Origin of the sequence: Mycolicibacterium iranicum (assembly GCF_014190915.1) — a bacterium.
Lineage (GTDB): Bacteria > Actinomycetota > Actinomycetes > Mycobacteriales > Mycobacteriaceae > Mycobacterium > Mycobacterium iranicum_B.
In genome coordinates this window covers 1-16,575 of the sequence record NZ_JACHVU010000024.1, presented here as the reverse complement: position 1 = coordinate 16,575, position 16,575 = coordinate 1, and the positions used below count along the sequence as shown (strand labels likewise).

The window sequence follows — 16,575 nt, the reverse complement described above, 5'->3', positions numbered from 1 at the left end:
GCCCGGACCCATCCCGAACCCGGAAGCTAAGCCTACCAGCGCCGATGATACTACCCACCCGGGTGGAAAAGTAGGACACCGCCGAACACACATTGACCTGTGCCCCTCGATCTTTGATCGGGGGGCACAGGTATTTGTGCGTTTACTGCATTCAGTCGAATAGCGTCGGAATTGTCGACACAGCACTTTTCTCCATTCCGAGCAGCATTCTTTTGCGGCCCAATCCGCCGCCATATCCCGTCAAACTCCCATTCGCGCCGATGACGCGATGACACGGCACGATGATGCCGATCGGATTGTGCCCGTTGGCCAGTCCGACCGCCCGGGATGCGCCCGGCGCCTCGATCTGTCGGGCGATCTCCCCGTAGGTCCGCGTCTGCCCGTACGGAATGGTCAACAACGCCGCCCATACCCGCCGCTGGAACGGTGTGCCCAGCAGGTCGAGGGGCAGGTCGAATTCCTGGCGCCTACCGTCGAAATACTCCTGCAATTGCGCGACGGCCTCGGGGAACGCGGACTGGTCGGGTTGCCAATCCGCCCGGTCGGGTTCATAGGTCTGGTCCACCATCCGCAGGTGCTGTAGGCGACCTGTCCTGCCGGCCAGCGTGAGCAGTCCGACGGGGCTTTCCATCGTCCGGTAGTGAACGACGTCCATCATGTCTCCTTCGGCGGCCACTGGTTGACGCTGTGATCGAGTGCTGTCCACAGGTGTTGCGTCGCATACGACCGCCACGGCCGCCACCCGCTGCTGTGGGCCTCCAGCAGGCGCGGAGCTGACGGCAGGCCGAGTTGCTCTGCCGCAGCGCAGATTCCGAGATCGGTGCCGGGGAACGCATCGGGATCACCGAGGCCCCGCATCGCGATCATCTCCGTCGTCCACGGCCCGATCCCGGGCAGTGCGAGCAGGTCGCGGCGCGCAGCCTCCCAGTCGCATCCGGAGTCGAGCACGACGCGGCCGTCGGTCAGCGCGGCGATCAACCCCACCAGCGTCCGTTGGCGCGACTTCGGGAAGGCCAGATGCCGGGGATCGATGTCGCAAAGCTGCTCCACGGCGGGGAAGACGTGGGTCAGGCCGCCCTCGGGGTCCTCGATCGTCGGCCCGTAGGCGGCCGCGATCCGGCCGGCATGTGTGCGTGCCGCGGCCAGGGACACCTGCTGTCCGAGCACCACCCGCAGCGCCAGTTCGTGTTCGTCGACGCAGCGGGGGATCCGCTGACCCGGCGCCTTGGCGACCAGCTCGGTCAAGTGCGGATCGGCGCTGAGGGCGTCGACGACCGCCTCGGGATCGGCATCGAGATCCAGCAGCCGCCGGCTGCGGGCGATCGCGGCGGACAGGTCGCGAAAGTCGTCGACGACCAGGCGGCACCGGACGTGATCCGGATACGGGGTCAGGCTGACGATGCCGTTGCCGCGGGGGAGGCGCAGCGTGCGGCGGAAGGTGCCGTCGCGAACCTCCTCCACACCCCGCACGGCGCTGGCCGCCAGGTGGCCGAAGATGCCGTCGTAGGCGAACGGCGCACGGACCGGCAGGCGCAGCGACATCACCCCCGTACCCGTGACGTCGCCGCGCCCGAAACGGGTGCGGGCACGGGCGCGCAGCATGGTCGGTGTCAGATCGCACACCGAGCGCACCGTGTCGTTGAACTGGCGGATACTGGAGAACCCGGCGGCGAAGGCGACGTCGCTGAACGGCATGTCGGTGGTCTCGATGAGCACGCGGGCCATCTGGGCTCGTTGGGCGCGTGCGAGCGTCAACGGGGTGGCGCCCACTTCCGCCTGCATCAGGCGCTCCAGCTGGCGCACGGTATAGCCCAGCCGGGCAGCGAGCCCGCCGACTCCGTCCCTGTCGACGGTGCCGTCGGCGATGAGACGCATCGCGCGGGCCACGACGTCGCCGCGCACATTCCATTCCGGGGAGCCGGGGGAGGCGTCGGGTCGACACCGCTTGCAGGCGCGGAAGCCGGCCCGCTGCGCAGCGGCCGCCGTCGGGTAGAAGCGCATATTGCGGGCGTAGGGCGGACGCACCGGACAGCTCGGCCGGCAATAGATCTTCGTGGTGAGCACGGCCGTGACGAACCATCCGTCGAACCGTGCGTCCTTGGACTGGACTGCCCGGTAGCAGCGGTCGAAATCGGTGTGCACACTTCGACAATGGCACGCGAGGGCCGACAGGACTAGCGGGAAACCGACATCGTGGTCGGCGCTCTTGTCGCGGGCCGCGGACCGCTACCTTGACCACTCTGTCACTTAGTGACAGAGTGGTGGTGTCACTAAGTGACAGCGAGAGGAGGTGGAGGCGATCGTCGAGACAGGGGTCAAGGCGGGCGGCCGTCGACCCGACCAGGCGCAGGCGAGGCTCTCGGTGTCCAGGCACGCCTGTGATCTCTTCTGGACCAACGGTGTCGCGGCAACCAGCGGTGATGACATTGCATCCGCGGCGGGCCTGTCCACGCGAACAGTCTGGCGGTACTTCCGTACCAAAGAGAGCTGCGTGGAACCGGTGCTCGCCAAATCAGCCGATCGGTTCCTGGCCATCATGCGCCGCTGGCCGGCCGAACTCTCGCTGTCCGAACACCTCGCCGCCGACACCCAGGCGAATCCGCTGAGCCCGCCCGACATCCAGGACGAGATCAGCGCGATGCGGATATCCACGCTGTCGTTGTCCGAACCGGCACTGCGGACGTCGTATCTGATGGTGCACGACGACATGGAGAAGGGGCTCATTCCCGTTCTCGCCCCGCGGCTGAAACTCGACGACGGCGACCTCACGGTCAAACTCTGCGCCGCCGCCGTCACCGGAGCCTTCCGCGTCATCGACGAGGAGGTCAGCGTGGCGGTCATCGTCCACAAGCAGAACGTCACCCAGGCCGAGGGACTGGCCCTGATGGACCGAGCGATCACCGAGGCCACCAACGGCCGTCTCGGAGGGCCCGTCGTGCCCTAGACGCCGCGAAAAGTCAACGCGCAACCATATTCCCACACAACGAAACTCACGAGCCCTGCGGCCCGTCGATGGCGCATGCCCGGCGAACGCCGCACCCCGAAAGGAACGCATCCTCATGTCCCTGCCCGACATCGTCAGTGTGGAGGATCTCTTCGATTCCCCGGTCCGAGCGGCGGCGACGATCAGCCCCGACGGCACCAGGATCGCCTACCTCGCGCCGTGGAAGAACCGCCTCAACATCTGGGTCCACGGTGTGGAATCCGATGCCGACGCGCGCTGCATCACCGCTGACGAGACCCGAAGTGTCTTCCACTATCAATGGACCGACGACCCGCGCTATCTGCTGTACCTGCAGGACACCGCAGGCGACGAGAACTGGCACACCTTCAGGGTGGACCTCGACGATCCGGAAGCCCCCGCTGTCGACCTCACGCCGTTCCCCGGCCGCATCGCGACGTTCGAATTGCTCGGCGGCAAGCCGGGCAAGGCGCTCGTGTATTCCAACAAGCGCACCATCGAGCTGATGGACGTCTACGAACTCGACATCGCCACAGGCGAACTGACGCTCCTGGCGGAGAATCCCGGCAAGGTTGCGTCCTGGCTGTCCGGCCGCCACGGCGAATTGTTCGCGATCGGGTTGACGCCGGTCGGCGATGTGGAGCTGATGCGCTGGGAATCCGACACCGCCACGCTGCGCACGATCGTCGTCTACGACGGCGCCGACTACACCCTGGGCCTCTATCCCACCGTGGTCACGCCGGACGGTACGGGAATCTGGGTCGGCTCCAACGAGGGGACGGACAGGATGCGGCTGGTGAGACTGGACGCGGCCACCGGGAAGCAGACCGCCGTGGACAGCCATCCCACGTTCGACATCGATGTCCGCGCCCAGGTGGCGGGCGGGTTCGCGCTTCCGCTGATCCAGGACGGGCGCACCGGAGAGCTCCTCGGGGTGCGGTATCTCGGTGCGCGACAGGTGATTCGCCCGCTGAATGACCGGTTCGCAGAGATCCTGGCCGCGCTGCAGACGCTGTCGGACGGCGACATCAGCGCGTTGTCGTCGGACAGGGACGGTCGGCGGTGGGTGGTCAGCTTCAACCACGACCGTCAGCCGGGCCTGACCTACCTCTACGACCACGACACGGGCCAGAGCCGGCTGCTGTTCGCGCCACTGCCGCACCTGGATCCCGACGTGCTGGCTCCGAAGACACCGGTGACGATCCAGTCGCGCGACGGGCTGGACCTGCACGGCTATCTGACCCTGCCGGTGGGGGTCGAACCCACTGCACTGCCGCTGGTCCTCGTGGTGCACGGTGGTCCGTGGACCCGCGACGCCTGGGGTTTCGACCCGGGGGTCCAACTGCTGGCCAATCGTGGATATGCCGTGCTGCAGGTCAACTTCCGCGGTTCCACCGGTTACGGAAAGGCTTTCACCAAGGCCGGTGTCGGGGAGTTCGCCGCAGCGATGCACGACGACCTCATCGACAGCGTGCAGTGGGCCGTGCAGCAGGGTTATGCCGACCCGGACCGCATCGCCATCTTCGGGGGCTCCTACGGCGGTTACGCCGCGTTGGTGGGCGTCACGTTCACCCCGGACGTCTTCGCCGCGGCGATCGATTACGTCGGCATCTCGAGCCTGGCCAATTTCCTCCGCACACTTCCGGCCATCGCACGTCCTCATCTGGCCAACAACTGGCACCGGTTCGTCGGGAATCCCGACATCCCCGAGCAGGAAGCCGACATGTTGGCGCGTTCGCCGATCACAAAGGTTGACGAGATCCGGACGCCGTTGCTGGTGATCCAGGGAGCGAACGACGTGCGTGTGGTGAAGGCGGAGTCGGACAACCTCGTCGACGCGTTGCGCGCACGGGGTGTCGAGGTCGAGTACATGGTGAAGGAGGACGAAGGACACGGATTCGTCAACCCGGACAACGTGATCGAGTTGTACCACGCGGTCGACCGGTTCCTGGCCGACCATCTCGGCGGCAGGCGCGGTTCGGCGGGCGGCAGCTGAGTCCCCGGCGGTCATGCCCCGCGGTGCACGGGCCCCAATCGCCGGGCGATCTGCGCCACGGTGGATTCCACCTCGTCCACGCGTCCCCGCACGCGCTCCGGGGCCCACGCCAAAGCGATTTCGGCCGGGCCCAGGTGCTTTCGTCGACCGGGATCAACGTGAACTCCGGCGGTGAGAAGATCTTGCCGATGAACGAATCCGGTGCGTAGCTGACGATCGCGACGAGGTGGCGGTTGAACACCTGGGTGGCCATCTCCACCTCGCCGCCGCGCCGGCTCGTGGTCCGGACGACGCGGTGCACGCCTCTGCGGTTGAGTTGCCGTGTCAGGCCGGCGAGCACCACCGGGTTGGGGCGGGCGAAGTCGATCGCGACGTCGCGGTCGCGCAACTCCTCGATGCTGATCGACTCCCGGGTGGCCAATGGATCGTCGAAGCGGACGGCGACGGCGCCCTGGTAGCGCGACACCACCGTGTGGCGCAGCCTCTTGTCACCCGCCGGCAGGTGGATCAGCCCGATATCGGCCTGGCCGGCGATCAGTGTCGCGGTGACTTCGGCGCCTGAACCGGGCACCCGGAACTCGGTGACCACGGGCAGCTCCCGCAGGGCCGATTCCAGCTCTGCGACGAGGTCGGACGGGGCGTAGGCGGTCGCGCTCACCCGCAGCGGCGCGAAGCCGGTCGCTGCGTTCGTCGCGATCGCCTTGAAATCCTCGACCTGGCGCAGGATCTCGCGCGCCGGGCCGAGCAACCGCTGACCGAGCGGCGAGAGCCTCACCTCGTGATAGGCGCGTTCGAACAGCGGCGCGCCGAGTTCCTTCTCCAGCAGTTTGATCTGCTTGCTCAACGGCGGCGGGGTGATCATCAGCTTGTCCGCGGCCCGCGTGAAGTGCAGTTCGTCGGCCACGGCGACGAAATACCTGAGCCTGGTGAAGTCGATGTCCATTCCTGCCGCATCCGGATGTGAGGGCGCTGCCACCCCGATGCTACGAGAGTGCCGCTGCGCCGGATCAGCTGCGGGCCGGGTCCACCTCGGGGGTCTCGAGTATGCCGCGGTCGTGCAGTGCTTCGATCGCGTCGGCGTCGAGGCCCAGCAGCTCGGCGGCGATCTCGGCGGTCTGCTCACCCAGCAGTGGTGCCTGGCCCAGCGGCGGGTCGGCGACATGCTCGCAATGGATCTGGACGTTCTCCATCATGTACGGCGTCGCGCCGTGCGGGTGCAGCTCCTCACGGAAGGAACGGCGCTGCTCGTAGTACTCCCACCCCGGCAGTTCGTCAGCATGGAGCACCGCACCGGCAGGGACGCCCGCGGCCTGCAGCCGGTCCATGGCTTCGACAGGTGAATGCCGGGCCGCCCATTCGCGAACCGAGTCCACCAGCGACGTGTGACCGTCGTGGCCGATCACGTCGCACAGTGCCTGCCGGTCGTCGTCGTGGCGCACGGTGACGGCGATCCAGCGGTCCTCGCCCCGCGCGCGGAACAGGCCCCAGGGAGTGTCGGGGTCGGCGCCGCCGGTGCGGACGTGACCGCGGCGCTGCAACGCCTCCGCGGCGATGTCGGGGGCCAGATGGCTCAGCATGACCTCGGCCTGAGAGATGCTGGCCGAGCCTCCCCGGCCCGTGTGTTCGCGGCGCCACAGCAGCGCCAGTGCCGACAACGTGCCGATCCGCGCGGCGACGTGGTCGGGGTAGACGGTGACCGTGTCGCAGAACGTCTCGGCCTCACCGGGATACACCCACAGGTTCGTGAAGCCGACCGCCGCGCGGACCAACGGTCCGTAGCCCAGCCGCTTCGCCCACGGGCCGGTGGGGCCGAACGCCGAATTGTCGACCACCACGATGTCGGGGTTGACGCGCTGCAGCGTCGCGTGATCCATCCCCAGCGCTTCGGCCACACCGGGCTTGTAGTTCGTCAGAACCACGTCGGACTGCTCCACCAGGCGGTGCGCGAGTGCCCTGCCCTCGGGCAGTCTCAGGTCGATACCGATGGAACGCTTGTTGCGCTGCCCGGCCGCGAAGGGCTGTGTCATGGCCGTGGGCTTGCCGATGCGCAACCCGTCGGGGTGCGCCGAGTGTTCGATCTTCACCACTTCTGCACCCAGGTCCCCGAAAAGCCGTGCGGTGTCGGCGCCGACGACGATCACGCCCAAGTCGAGAACACGCAGCCCTTCGAGCGGACGACCTTCGCCGCGACGGGCCCGGCCTGCCAACACCGGCGCCGAGCGTGTCCGGGGCGGACCGGGTGGGGTGAGCGAGGCGACGGCCCGATGTCCGTCGATCTCGCAGACGCCGGCCGGGATCGGTGCCACCACGCCGGGCGCCAGCTCGGCGTCACGGAAGAACCCCCGCGCCGCGAAATGGTGGGCGCCCAGTGCCTCCGGCAAGGTGAGCACCGCGGCCGCGGGCACGCCGTGCGCCTGACACCGGACTTCGAGGTCCGCGCGCGTCTTGTCGGCGCAGAAGCGGGCGATGGTGGCGAGCAGATCGGGCGACCTGAACCGTTTTCCGAGTTTGTCGTAGGAGGGGTCGGCGAACTCCTGCGGGCTGCCCATCAGAGCGAACATGCCGTGCCACTGCCGCTTCGACAGGATGCAGATGCGGACATGCCCGTCCTGGCACGCGAAGATCGGGTAGCGCAGCTGCTCGGCGTGCCAGTCCCGCTGCTGGGCGCTGACGGCCACCCCGGCAGAGGCGCTGCCGGCCGAGCCGAACGGCGGGTCCAGGGTCTGCATCGCACCCTCGAGGACTGCGAAGTCGATCAGGTCACCCTCTCCGGTGCGCAGGCGGTCGAGCAGCAGGCTCATCGTCATGACCGCGGCCTGCGCGGCGGCCACGTGGTAGGGCAGCTCCGCCGGTGGGATCAACGGTTCGCGGCCCGGAATTCCCGAGCGGGACAACTCACTGGACAGTGCGTGCAGGACGGGACTCGTCGCCGCCCAGGTGCGGTACTCGGTGTCTCGCCCGAAGTCGCTGATCGACAGGACCACAAGACGGGGATACCTTTCGCGCAGATCGCGAACCGACAGCGCGGCCTCTGCGGCTGACCCCGGACGGGTGTTCTCGATGAGAATGTCCGCTTCGGCGATCAAGGCCGCGAATTCGCCGGCGCCGCCGGGGGTGGACGGGTCCAGCTCGAACGCCGTCATGCCGTGCCTGTCGATGGCCGTCCCGACGGGAATCCCGTCGATGTACGGACCCACGGTCCGGTCGTCGGTGACACCGCGCAGCCGCACGACGGTGACCTGTGCGCCCAGATCGGCGAAGAGCCGGCCCACCGCGGTCATCGCACCGGTGGTCAGGTCGAGGATCCGGACGCCGGCCAGCGGTGGATCGTAGGGGCGGGCGTTGGAGCCGGGCGCGCCGCTCAACTTCGCCGTGCCTGCCGGAACGGGATGTCGCGGTCGATTTCCGGCTCTTTCGGCAACCCGAGGACCCGCTCGCCGATGATGGTGCGCTGGATCTGGTCGGTGCCGCCGCCGATCGAGGTGAAGAACGCGTTGAGGGTGAGGAAGTTGACGTCGTCGGCCTCCGGATTCTCGGGTCCGGACAGCAGCGACTGAGCGCCGATGATCTGGGTCTTCATCGCCGCCTCGGTGTGCAGGATCCGCGACATCGCAAGCTTGCCCAGCGACATGATGGAGCTCGACGTGCCTTGCGTCGTGGCCGCCTTGGCACGAGAGTTGTTCAGCCGGTTCAGTTCTCGCAGACTAATGATCGTCGCGAGCTGGTGGCGCACGGCCGGGTCGTCGAGGACGCGGTGATTGCGCGCCATCGTGATCAGGTCGTCGGCGCGCTTGTTGCGGGATCCGCGCCCTGCGTCACCCATGATCGACCGCTCGTAGGCCAACGCCGTCTGCAGGGCGCGCCACCCGTTGCCCTCCCCGCCGAGCAGATGGTCGTCGGGCACCGCGGCGTCGGTGAGGAAGACCTCGTTGAAATGCGACTCCCCGGTGATCTGCACCAGCGGCCGCACCTCGATGCCCGACTGCTTCATCGGCAGGATGAACAGGCTCAGGCCTTTGTGTTTGGGCACATCCCAGTCCGTGCGCGCGAGCAGCAACGCATAGTCGGCGGTCTGGGCGCCAGAGGTCCACACCTTCTGGCCGTTGACCACCCAGTGGTCGCCGTGTCGGACGGCGGTGGTGCGCACCGCGGCCAGATCCGATCCTGCGCCGGGTTCGCTGTAGAGCAGGCAGGTCCGGGACCGTTCCACGAGGAAGTCACGCAACAGGTCGTTCTTGAGCCCGTCGCTGCCGAGCTTGAGCGTGGTGTTGGCCGGGATGTTGTATCTGTCCTGCCGGCCTCCCGGGGCCCCGACTGCGGAGAACTCCTGGGCGATGACGGCGGCCAGGCTGTTCGGATACCCGCGACCGAACCATTCCGGGGGATAGGTCGGCACCGCGTAGCCGGCATCGAGTACTTTCTCCAGCCACGCGACCTTCTCCGGTGACGAGGCCCACGGGTCGGTGCTCTTGGGCAGCGGAGTCCAGTTGACGCGCAACCACTCTCTGACTTCTGTGCGGAGTTCCTCGGGGTCCGGCAGCGGTGGTGTGGTCATGTCAGGCGCCTTTCGAGACGAGGTAGCGCTCACGGTGCAGCCGGGTCCCGCCGAACAACTGCGTGCCGGTGCGGGCGCGCCGCACGTGCAGGTGCGCGGGGTGTTCCCAGGTGAAGCCGATACCGCCGTGCATCTGGATGGCCTGCATCGCGACGTTCTGGTAGGCCTCCGCGCAGGTGAATCCGGCCAGAGCGACTGCGCCGTACGCCGATTCGCTCCCGGTGGCCAGCTCATCGGCGGCGTGCTCGGCTGCCGAGGTCGCCGACTCCACATCGAGGAGCAGGTCGGCGGCCATGTGCTTGAGCGCCTGGAAACTGCCGATCTGGCGGCCGAACTGGACCCGGGTCTTCAGGTACTCGACGGTCATGTCGAAGATCCGGCGGGCGCCGCCGACCTGCTCGCCTCGCCGACGCGATCACCGCGTGGTCCAACGCTTCCTGTACGGCGTCCCATCCGCGCGTGCCGATGCGGCGGGCCGGAGTCCCGGAGAAAGCGTAGGTGGACAACCGCACGGTGGGGTCGAAGACCGAGACGGCGGTGCGCTCGAAACCTGCTGCGGCCGAATCGACTTCGAACACCCCGACTCCGTCGCCGGTGTTCGCGACGACCAGCACGATGTCGGCGACCTGCCCCCATGTCACGTAATGCGCCGCGCCGTTGAGGCTTCCGTCGGCGGCGGCCGCGACCGCGACGCCGTCGGCCGTCCAGGTACCCGACGGGCCGGTGACGGCGACCGTGCCGATGGCACGTCCGTCGGCGAGCCCGGGCAGCAACCGCCGCTTGTCGTCATCGGAGCCCGCGGCGTTGACCAAAGCCACCGTCAGGACCGCGCTGGAGAGGAACGGCGCGGGAAGCAGCGCGGCACCGGTCTCCTCGGCGACGGCTTCGAGCTCGCGCGCACCGAAACCCAGTCCGCCGTACTCGCTGTCGACGAGCATGCCGAGCAGGCCCTGGTCGGCCAGCCGGCGCCACAGGGCGCGATCGAACCCGTCCGCGGATTCCATCGCACGCCGCACATCGGGCTCGGCGCACGCGTCGGCCAGCAAGTCGGCGACCGCGGAGCGCAATTGCGCGCGTTCGGCCACATCGATCGTCATCGTCGACACCTCTTTCGCTCTGCACCCATGGTCTGGGTGCGGGGCCGGCGCTGTACATCACGAATCGGGACACCGGCCCTTTTCCGATCGGGACATGCCCGCAGCCGTCAGTTCCCGTCCACCGGCGTGGCGAGACGAGTGGGCTCGGAGTGCCCGCGCAGCGTCACCGTCTCACCCAGTGTCCAGTGGGCGCGCTCGCTGTCGGTCGCGTTGTCGACCGTCGACGCCGACGCGACCAGATGCCCGTCCACCTTCTTCGACAGCTCGCACAGGCGGGCCGCCTCGTTGACCGGTTCGCCGATGACGGTGTACTCGAAACGCTCCTTGGCCCCCACGTTGCCCGCAACCACCTGGCCCGCCGCCACGCCGATACCGGCTTCGCATTCGGGCACCTCGCTGCAGATCCGTTTCGCCATGGCCCGTGCCGCAGCCAGCGCTTCGGCCTCGGCGTTGTCCAGCGACACCGGAGCGCCGAACACCGCCAGGACGGCGTCGCCCTCGAATTTGTTGACGAGGCCGTGATGCTTGTCGACTTCGTCGACGACGACATCGAAGAAGCGGTTGAGCAACTCGACCACCTCGCCGGCCGGCCGGCTGGTCACCAGCTGGGTGGATCCGATGATGTCGATGAAGATGACGGCCGCGTGGCGTTCCTCGCCACCCAGCTTGGGTCGTTCCTTCTCGGCCAGGGCAGCCACCTCGCGCCCGACGTGCCGGCCGAACAGGTCGCGGACCCGTTCCCGTTCCCGAAGGCCGTGCACCATCGAGTTGAACCCGCGCTGGAGCTGGCCGAGTTCGGTGCCGTCGAAAACGACCAGATCGGCGTCGAGGTTGCCGCGTTCGACCTGGCTGAGTGCCGAGCTCACCACCCGTACCGGCGTGGCGGTGAGCCAGGACAGGATCAGCATCAGGATGAAACCGAAGATCAGCGCGAACAGCGCCAGGATCATCACCGCCACGGTGAACTGGGTGGGGGACACGATCTGCAGGGTGAGGGTGATGATCGCCGCGAGCAGGATGCCCAACACGGGCACCCCGGAGCCCAGGGCCCACACCGTGAGCGTGCGGCCCATGATCCCGGGGGCGAAGCGCTGCGGCGGGGGACCCACCTCGAGTGCCTGCGCCGCGACGGGGCGCAGCGCGAACTCGGTGAACAGATAGCAGCTCGCGGAGACGACGATCCCGGGAAAGCTGATGCCCAGCAACACTTTCGGGATGAAGTTCGTGTTGGCGAGCCCGTAGAGCAGGGTCAGTACCACCGTGCCGCCGCCCCACAGCACCAGCAGGACGCGGGTGAGCCGCCACGGCGCGAAGAAGGTGTTGCGTTGGTCGGCGGGTGTCGGCGTCTGTTCCTCGATCGCCCAGCGGACGTTCTTGATGACGCGGTTGGTCGCCCAGATCACCCCGACGATCAGCGCCAGGACGATGTAGGCCGGCGCCACGGCGGCGGTGATCCACAGGACATCGGAGTCGAACACGCTCGGTACCGGGAACGTGATCGTGACGACGAGTGTGGCGACGCCGATACCGACGAGGTTCGCCCCGATGACGAACGTCGTCAGGATGAGCTGGATGCGGATCCGGCGCCGCTGCTGGCTCTCCGAGACACGCCCGAGGATCCACGACCCGTACTCCGGCGTGGAAGGTCCCTGGCCCGTCTGGCTGGTGACCTTGGCCAGCAGCCGGGCGAGGCGGTGGGCACTGCGCTTCTTGTCCGTCATCGTGGCGTCAGCCTAGTGATATCGCCCCGGCCATCTATGGTGGTTCGGTGCGCCTCGTCATCGCCCAGTGCACCGTGGATTACGTCGGACGACTCACCGCTCACCTGCCCTCGGCCAAACGACTGCTGTTGTTCAAAGCCGACGGGTCGGTCAGCGTGCATGCCGACGACCGTGCCTACAAACCCCTGAACTGGATGTCCCCGCCGTGCCGGCTGGTCGAGCAGCCCGACGGGGACGCCCCGGTGTGGGTGGTGGAGAACAAGGCCGGCGAGCAGCTGCGCATCACCGTCGAGGCGATCGAGCACGATTCCAGTCACGAGCTGGGGGTGGACCCCGGGCTGGTCAAGGACGGCGTCGAGGCGCACCTGCAGGCCCTGTTGGCCGAACACGTGGAACTGCTCGGCGCCGGCTACACGCTGGTGCGGCGTGAGTACATGACGCCGATCGGGCCGGTCGACCTGCTGTGCCGCGACGAGCAGGGCCGCTCGGTGGCGGTCGAGATCAAGCGTCGGGGCGAGATCGACGGGGTCGAGCAGCTGACCCGCTACCTCGAGCTGCTCAACCGGGACTCGTTGCTGGCGCCGGTGGCGGGTGTGTTCGCCGCCCAACAGATCAAGCCGCAGGCCCGGACCTTGGCGACCGACCGCGGGATTCGTTGTCTGACATTGGATTACGACAGGATGCGCGGTATGGACAGCGACGAGTTCCGACTGTTCTGATGGCGAAGCGGCGCGCCCCGCGCACACGCAGACCTGTCGGCGACCCGCTTCCGGCCCCGCGGAGGGTCGAGACGGGTGCCGACGGTGACGAGTACGACGTGCGGCCCGTGGCGGCTGCGAGGGCGACGAAGATCTACCGCTGCCCCGGGTGCGACCACGAGATCAGGCCGGCCACCGCGCATGTGTTGGTCTGGCCGGCAGACAGCGCGGGAGGTGTCGACGATCGTCGGCACTGGCATACGGCGTGCTGGACACACCGTGCCACCAGGGGGCCGACCCGGCGCTGGTCCTAGCGCAGGCTCAGTGCTCGGCGCTGTCGGCGGCCGGTTCGACGAGCTCGATGAGCACGCCGCCGCCGTCCTTGGGATGGATGAAATTGATCCGCGAGTTCGCGGTCCCGCGCCGGGGTGCGTCGTAGATCAACCGCACACCCTGCTCGCGCAGGCGCTCGGTGAGTGCGTCGAGGTCGCTCACCCGGTAGGCGAACTGCTGCAGGCCGGGGCCACGCTTGTCGAGGAACTTGGCGATCGTCGAGCTGTCGTCGATCGGGGCCATCAGCTGGATCTGCGTGCTGCCGACGGTGGCGCCCCGCACCGACAGCATGGCCTCGCGGATGCCCTGCTCGTCGTTGACCTCTTCGTGGAGGACGATCATGCCGAGGTGGTCGTGATACCACTTGATGGCGGCGTCCAGATCAGGGACGGCGATGCCGACATGGTCGATGGCGGTCACCAGCGCGGTGGCCAGTACCGGACGGGCGTCAGTCTGCTCGGCGGTCATAAAGAAAACGTAACCTAACAAGATCGGTTTCGAATAGGTCGGTGCGCCCGTATAGCCTTTTTGCGGCCGCGCAAAACTACTCTGGAGGTCCCTGTGACGACGTCGGTGATTGTTGCTGGAGCGCGTACTCCGGTCGGCAAGTTGATGGGTTCGCTGAAGGACTTCTCCGGCAGCGATCTCGGCGCGGTGGCGATCGCCGGCGCCCTGGACAAGGCCGGCGTCCCCGCCTCGGCCGTCGAGTACGTGATCATGGGTCAGGTGCTGACCGCGGGCGCGGGCCAGATGCCCGCTCGCCAGGCCGCCGTGGCCGCCGGGATCGGGTGGGACGTGGCCGCGCTGACGATCAACAAGATGTGCCTGTCCGGCATCGATGCGATCGCGTTGGCCGACCAGCTGATCCGGGCCGGCGAGTTCGAGGTGATCGTCGCCGGCGGCCAGGAGTCGATGACCCAGGCGCCGCACCTGATGATGAACAGCCGTTCGGGCTATAAGTACGGCGACGTCACGGTCCGCGACCACATGGCCTACGACGGCCTGCACGACGTGTTCACCGACCAGCCGATGGGCGCGCTCACCGAGCAGCGCAACGACGTCGACCAGTTCACCCGCGCCCAGCAGGACGAGTACGCCGCGTCGTCGCACCAGAAGGCCGCGCGTGCCTGGAAGGACGGGGTGTACGCCGACGAGGTCGTGCCCGTGAAGATCCCGCAGCGCAAAGGCGACCCGATCGAGTTCACCGAGGACGAGGGCATCCGCGCCGACACCACGACGGAGTCGTTGAGCGGGCTGCGGCCCGCTTTCCGCAAGGACGGCACCATCACCGCGGGTTCGGCGTCCCAGATCTCCGACGGCGCCTGCGCAGTCGTCGTGATGAGCAAGGCCAAGGCCGAGGAGATGGGGCTGACCTGGCTCTGCGAGATCGGCGCGCACGGCGTCGTCGCGGGTCCGGATTCGACCCTGCAGAGCCAGCCCGCGAACGCGATCAAGAAGGCCGTCGCCAAGGAGGGCATCTCGGTCGACCAGCTCGACGTCATCGAGATCAACGAGGCGTTCGCGGCGGTCGCTCTGGCCTCCACCCAGGAACTCGGCGTCGACCCCGAGAAGGTGAACACCAACGGCGGCGCCATCGCGATCGGCCATCCGATCGGGATGTCCGGCGCCCGGGTCGCCCTGCACGCCGCATTGGAGCTGGCTCGGAAGGGCTCGGGCTACGCGGTGGCCGCCCTCTGTGGCGCCGGCGGTCAGGGCGATGCGTTGATCCTGCGCCGGCCGTGACTGCAGGGCCCGGTAGCAACGACGCTGTGTAGTAGCTGACCGCTTTCTCGGGCACAATGGGCTCATGACGAGCGCTTACGACCTCCGCAGTGCCGCGGGCTGGTTCCGATTGATCGCCTTCGCCGAGGCGGTCAGCTGGGTCGGTCTGCTGATGGGCATGTACTTCAAGTACCTCGGATCTCCGCAGACCGAGATCGGCGTGAAGATCTTCGGGCCCATCCACGGCGGGGTCTTCGTGGCGTTCGTCGTGGCCGCAGTCGTGGTCGGCGCCACGGTGAAGTGGCGGCCCGCCACATGGTTGCTGGCGTTGCTGGGCAGCATCGTGCCATTGGGCAGTGTGATTTTCCTCATATGGGCTGATCGGACGGGCCGGATGGGCGCTGCGCCCGCCGTCGGCGGTGTCCGCCAACCGGGAGCTTCGGTACCCGAAACGACGTGACAGACTTGTCTTCGTGACACGTCCTGGACCCCGAATCTCGCCTGCGCTCGCCGGTGCCGTCGACCTCTCGGCGCTGAAGCAGCGTCCAGCCGCCTCCACTGCCGGGGAAGGTGCTTCCTCCGGCGCCCCCCGAGGGCTGGAGGTCACCGAAGCCAACCTCGAAGCCGAGGTATTGGTCCGCTCCACCGAGGTGCCCGTGGTGGTGCTGCTGTGGTCTCCGCGCAGCGATTCCAGCACGCAACTCGGCGATGCGCTCGCCGCCCTCGCGGCCGCCGACGGATCGAAGTGGGCCTTCGCAACGGTCAACGTCGACACCACGCCCCGGGTGGCGCAGATGTTCGGTGTGCAGGCCGTACCCACCGTGGTGGCACTGGCTGCCGGCCGGCCCCTGTCGAGCTTCGAGGGCATGCAGCCGCCGGAGCAACTGCGGCGCTGGATCGACTCACTGCTGAACGCCGTCGCGGGGAAGCTCTCGGGCACCGGCGAGGGGGAGGAGCCCGAGGAGGCCGATCCGCAGCTCGAGCAGGCACGGGCGTTCCTGGATGCCGGCGATTTCGACGCCGCCCGGAGCGCCTACCAGGCGATCCTGGATGCCGACCCGAATCACGCGGAAGCCAAGGGCGCGGTGCGCCAGATCGGCTTCCTGCAGCGGGCGACGACGCATCCGCAGAACGCCGTGGCGATCGCCGACGCGGCGCCCGACGACCTCGACGCCGCCTTCGCCGCGGCCGACGTCGAAATTCTGCAGCAGGATGTCCAGGCGGCGTTCGCGCGTCTGACCAACCTGGTGCGGCGCACCGCCGGTGACGACCGCACGGCGGTGCGGACCCGCCTGATCGAACTCTTCGACCTGTTCGACCCGGCCGACCCCGAGGTCATCGCGGGCCGGCGCAACCTCGCCAACGCGCTGTACTGACCCCGGGGCGGCCGGCTAGGTGTACTGCCCAGGCAGGTTGGTCAACCTTGTGATGGGTGGGACCTTCCCGATCGCTGAGTGTTGCCGGTGGTGATTGTAGGTATGCAACCAGGCC

Annotated in this window: 13 protein-coding genes, 1 rRNA gene and 3 pseudogenes; 9 read left to right on the top strand and 8 right to left on the bottom strand. The window is 68.1% G+C overall.

All coding sequences use genetic code 11. From position 1 onward, the window contains the following. Positions 1 to 87, top strand: a 5S ribosomal RNA gene (gene rrf, locus FHR72_RS26900); the annotation flags it as partial. Positions 88 to 151: 64 nt separating this feature from the next. On the opposite strand, the gene FHR72_RS26255 is transcribed toward rrf, so the two are convergent. Both FHR72_RS26255 and FHR72_RS26250 read right to left on the bottom strand, forming a co-directional pair. After that, a complete protein-coding gene (locus FHR72_RS26255; RefSeq protein ID WP_183474539.1) occupies positions 152 to 655 on the bottom strand; it encodes a methylated-DNA--[protein]-cysteine S-methyltransferase in 504 nt (167 codons plus the stop codon). Further along, entirely contained in the window at positions 655 to 2,142 is a 1,488-nt protein-coding gene (locus FHR72_RS26250) for a DNA-3-methyladenine glycosylase 2 family protein (protein ID WP_183474533.1), read from the bottom strand. Before FHR72_RS26250 ends, FHR72_RS26255 begins: the two co-directional genes overlap by 1 nt. A gap of 148 nt (positions 2,143 to 2,290) precedes the next feature. Here FHR72_RS26250 and FHR72_RS26895 point away from each other — a divergent pair. From FHR72_RS26895 to FHR72_RS26240, 3 genes and pseudogenes are all read left to right on the top strand, one after another. Continuing rightward, a pseudogene (locus FHR72_RS26895) lies at positions 2,291 to 2,485 on the top strand (TetR/AcrR family transcriptional regulator); the annotation flags it as partial. A gap of 6 nt (positions 2,486 to 2,491) precedes the next feature. Next, positions 2,492 to 2,944 (top strand): acyl-CoA-like ligand-binding transcription factor, encoded by a 453-nt coding sequence (locus FHR72_RS26245; RefSeq protein WP_472670926.1) that lies wholly within the window; start codon positions 2,492 to 2,494, stop codon positions 2,942 to 2,944. Between the two features lie 115 nt (positions 2,945 to 3,059). Then, entirely contained in the window at positions 3,060 to 4,958 is a 1,899-nt protein-coding gene (locus tag FHR72_RS26240) for a S9 family peptidase (protein WP_183474531.1), read from the top strand. Between the two features lie 11 nt (positions 4,959 to 4,969). On the opposite strand, the pseudogene FHR72_RS26235 reads toward FHR72_RS26240, so the two are convergent. From FHR72_RS26235 to FHR72_RS26215, 5 genes and pseudogenes are all read right to left on the bottom strand, one after another. After that, a pseudogene (locus FHR72_RS26235) lies at positions 4,970 to 5,901 on the bottom strand (LysR family transcriptional regulator). 64 nt (positions 5,902 to 5,965) lie between these two features. Continuing rightward, the gene (locus tag FHR72_RS26230) at positions 5,966 to 8,239 is read right to left on the bottom strand and encodes a CaiB/BaiF CoA-transferase family protein (protein ID WP_183474535.1); all 2,274 of its coding nucleotides are present in this window, start codon (positions 8,237 to 8,239) and stop codon (positions 5,966 to 5,968) included. Positions 8,240 to 8,319: 80 nt separating this feature from the next. Next, a complete protein-coding gene (locus tag FHR72_RS26225; RefSeq protein ID WP_183474528.1) occupies positions 8,320 to 9,513 on the bottom strand; it encodes an acyl-CoA dehydrogenase family protein in 1,194 nt (397 codons plus the stop codon). Position 9,514: 1 nt separating this feature from the next. Beyond that, positions 9,515 to 10,610, bottom strand: a pseudogene (locus tag FHR72_RS26220) (acyl-CoA dehydrogenase family protein). Between the two features lie 107 nt (positions 10,611 to 10,717). Next, on the bottom strand, positions 10,718 to 12,331 hold the full coding sequence (locus FHR72_RS26215; RefSeq protein ID WP_183474525.1) for an adenylate/guanylate cyclase domain-containing protein: 1,614 nt from the start codon (positions 12,329 to 12,331) through the stop codon (positions 10,718 to 10,720). 47 nt (positions 12,332 to 12,378) lie between these two features. On the opposite strand from FHR72_RS26215, the gene nucS reads away from it, so the two are divergent. Both nucS and FHR72_RS26700 read left to right on the top strand, forming a co-directional pair. Beyond that, positions 12,379 to 13,050 carry an endonuclease NucS gene (gene nucS, locus FHR72_RS26210; RefSeq protein ID WP_183474522.1) on the top strand — a complete coding sequence of 224 codons (672 nt, stop codon included), beginning with the start codon at positions 12,379 to 12,381 and terminating at the stop codon, positions 13,048 to 13,050. After that, a complete protein-coding gene (locus tag FHR72_RS26700; RefSeq protein ID WP_260156280.1) occupies positions 13,050 to 13,343 on the top strand; it encodes an Rv1322 family protein in 294 nt (97 codons plus the stop codon). The genes nucS and FHR72_RS26700 overlap by 1 nt, the downstream gene beginning before the upstream one ends. A 7-nt stretch (positions 13,344 to 13,350) precedes the next feature. Here FHR72_RS26700 and mce read toward each other — a convergent pair whose 3' ends face one another. After that, positions 13,351 to 13,830: a methylmalonyl-CoA epimerase gene (gene mce, locus FHR72_RS26205; protein WP_183474519.1), complete on the bottom strand. Its 480-nt coding sequence runs from the start codon at positions 13,828 to 13,830 to the stop codon at positions 13,351 to 13,353. 93 nt (positions 13,831 to 13,923) lie between these two features. Here mce and FHR72_RS26200 point away from each other — a divergent pair, with 93 nt between their 5' ends. The 3 genes from FHR72_RS26200 (at position 13,924) to FHR72_RS26190 (ending at position 16,460) form a co-directional block, all read left to right on the top strand. Continuing rightward, entirely contained in the window at positions 13,924 to 15,105 is a 1,182-nt protein-coding gene (locus tag FHR72_RS26200; RefSeq protein ID WP_183474516.1) for an acetyl-CoA C-acetyltransferase, read from the top strand. A gap of 64 nt (positions 15,106 to 15,169) precedes the next feature. Next, positions 15,170 to 15,544 carry a DUF3817 domain-containing protein gene (locus FHR72_RS26195; RefSeq protein ID WP_183474513.1) on the top strand — a complete coding sequence of 125 codons (375 nt, stop codon included), beginning with the start codon at positions 15,170 to 15,172 and terminating at the stop codon, positions 15,542 to 15,544. A 13-nt stretch (positions 15,545 to 15,557) separates the two neighbouring features. Beyond that, on the top strand, positions 15,558 to 16,460 hold the full coding sequence (locus tag FHR72_RS26190) for a tetratricopeptide repeat protein (protein ID WP_183474510.1): 903 nt from the start codon (positions 15,558 to 15,560) through the stop codon (positions 16,458 to 16,460). Positions 16,461 to 16,575: the final 115 nt, after the last annotated feature.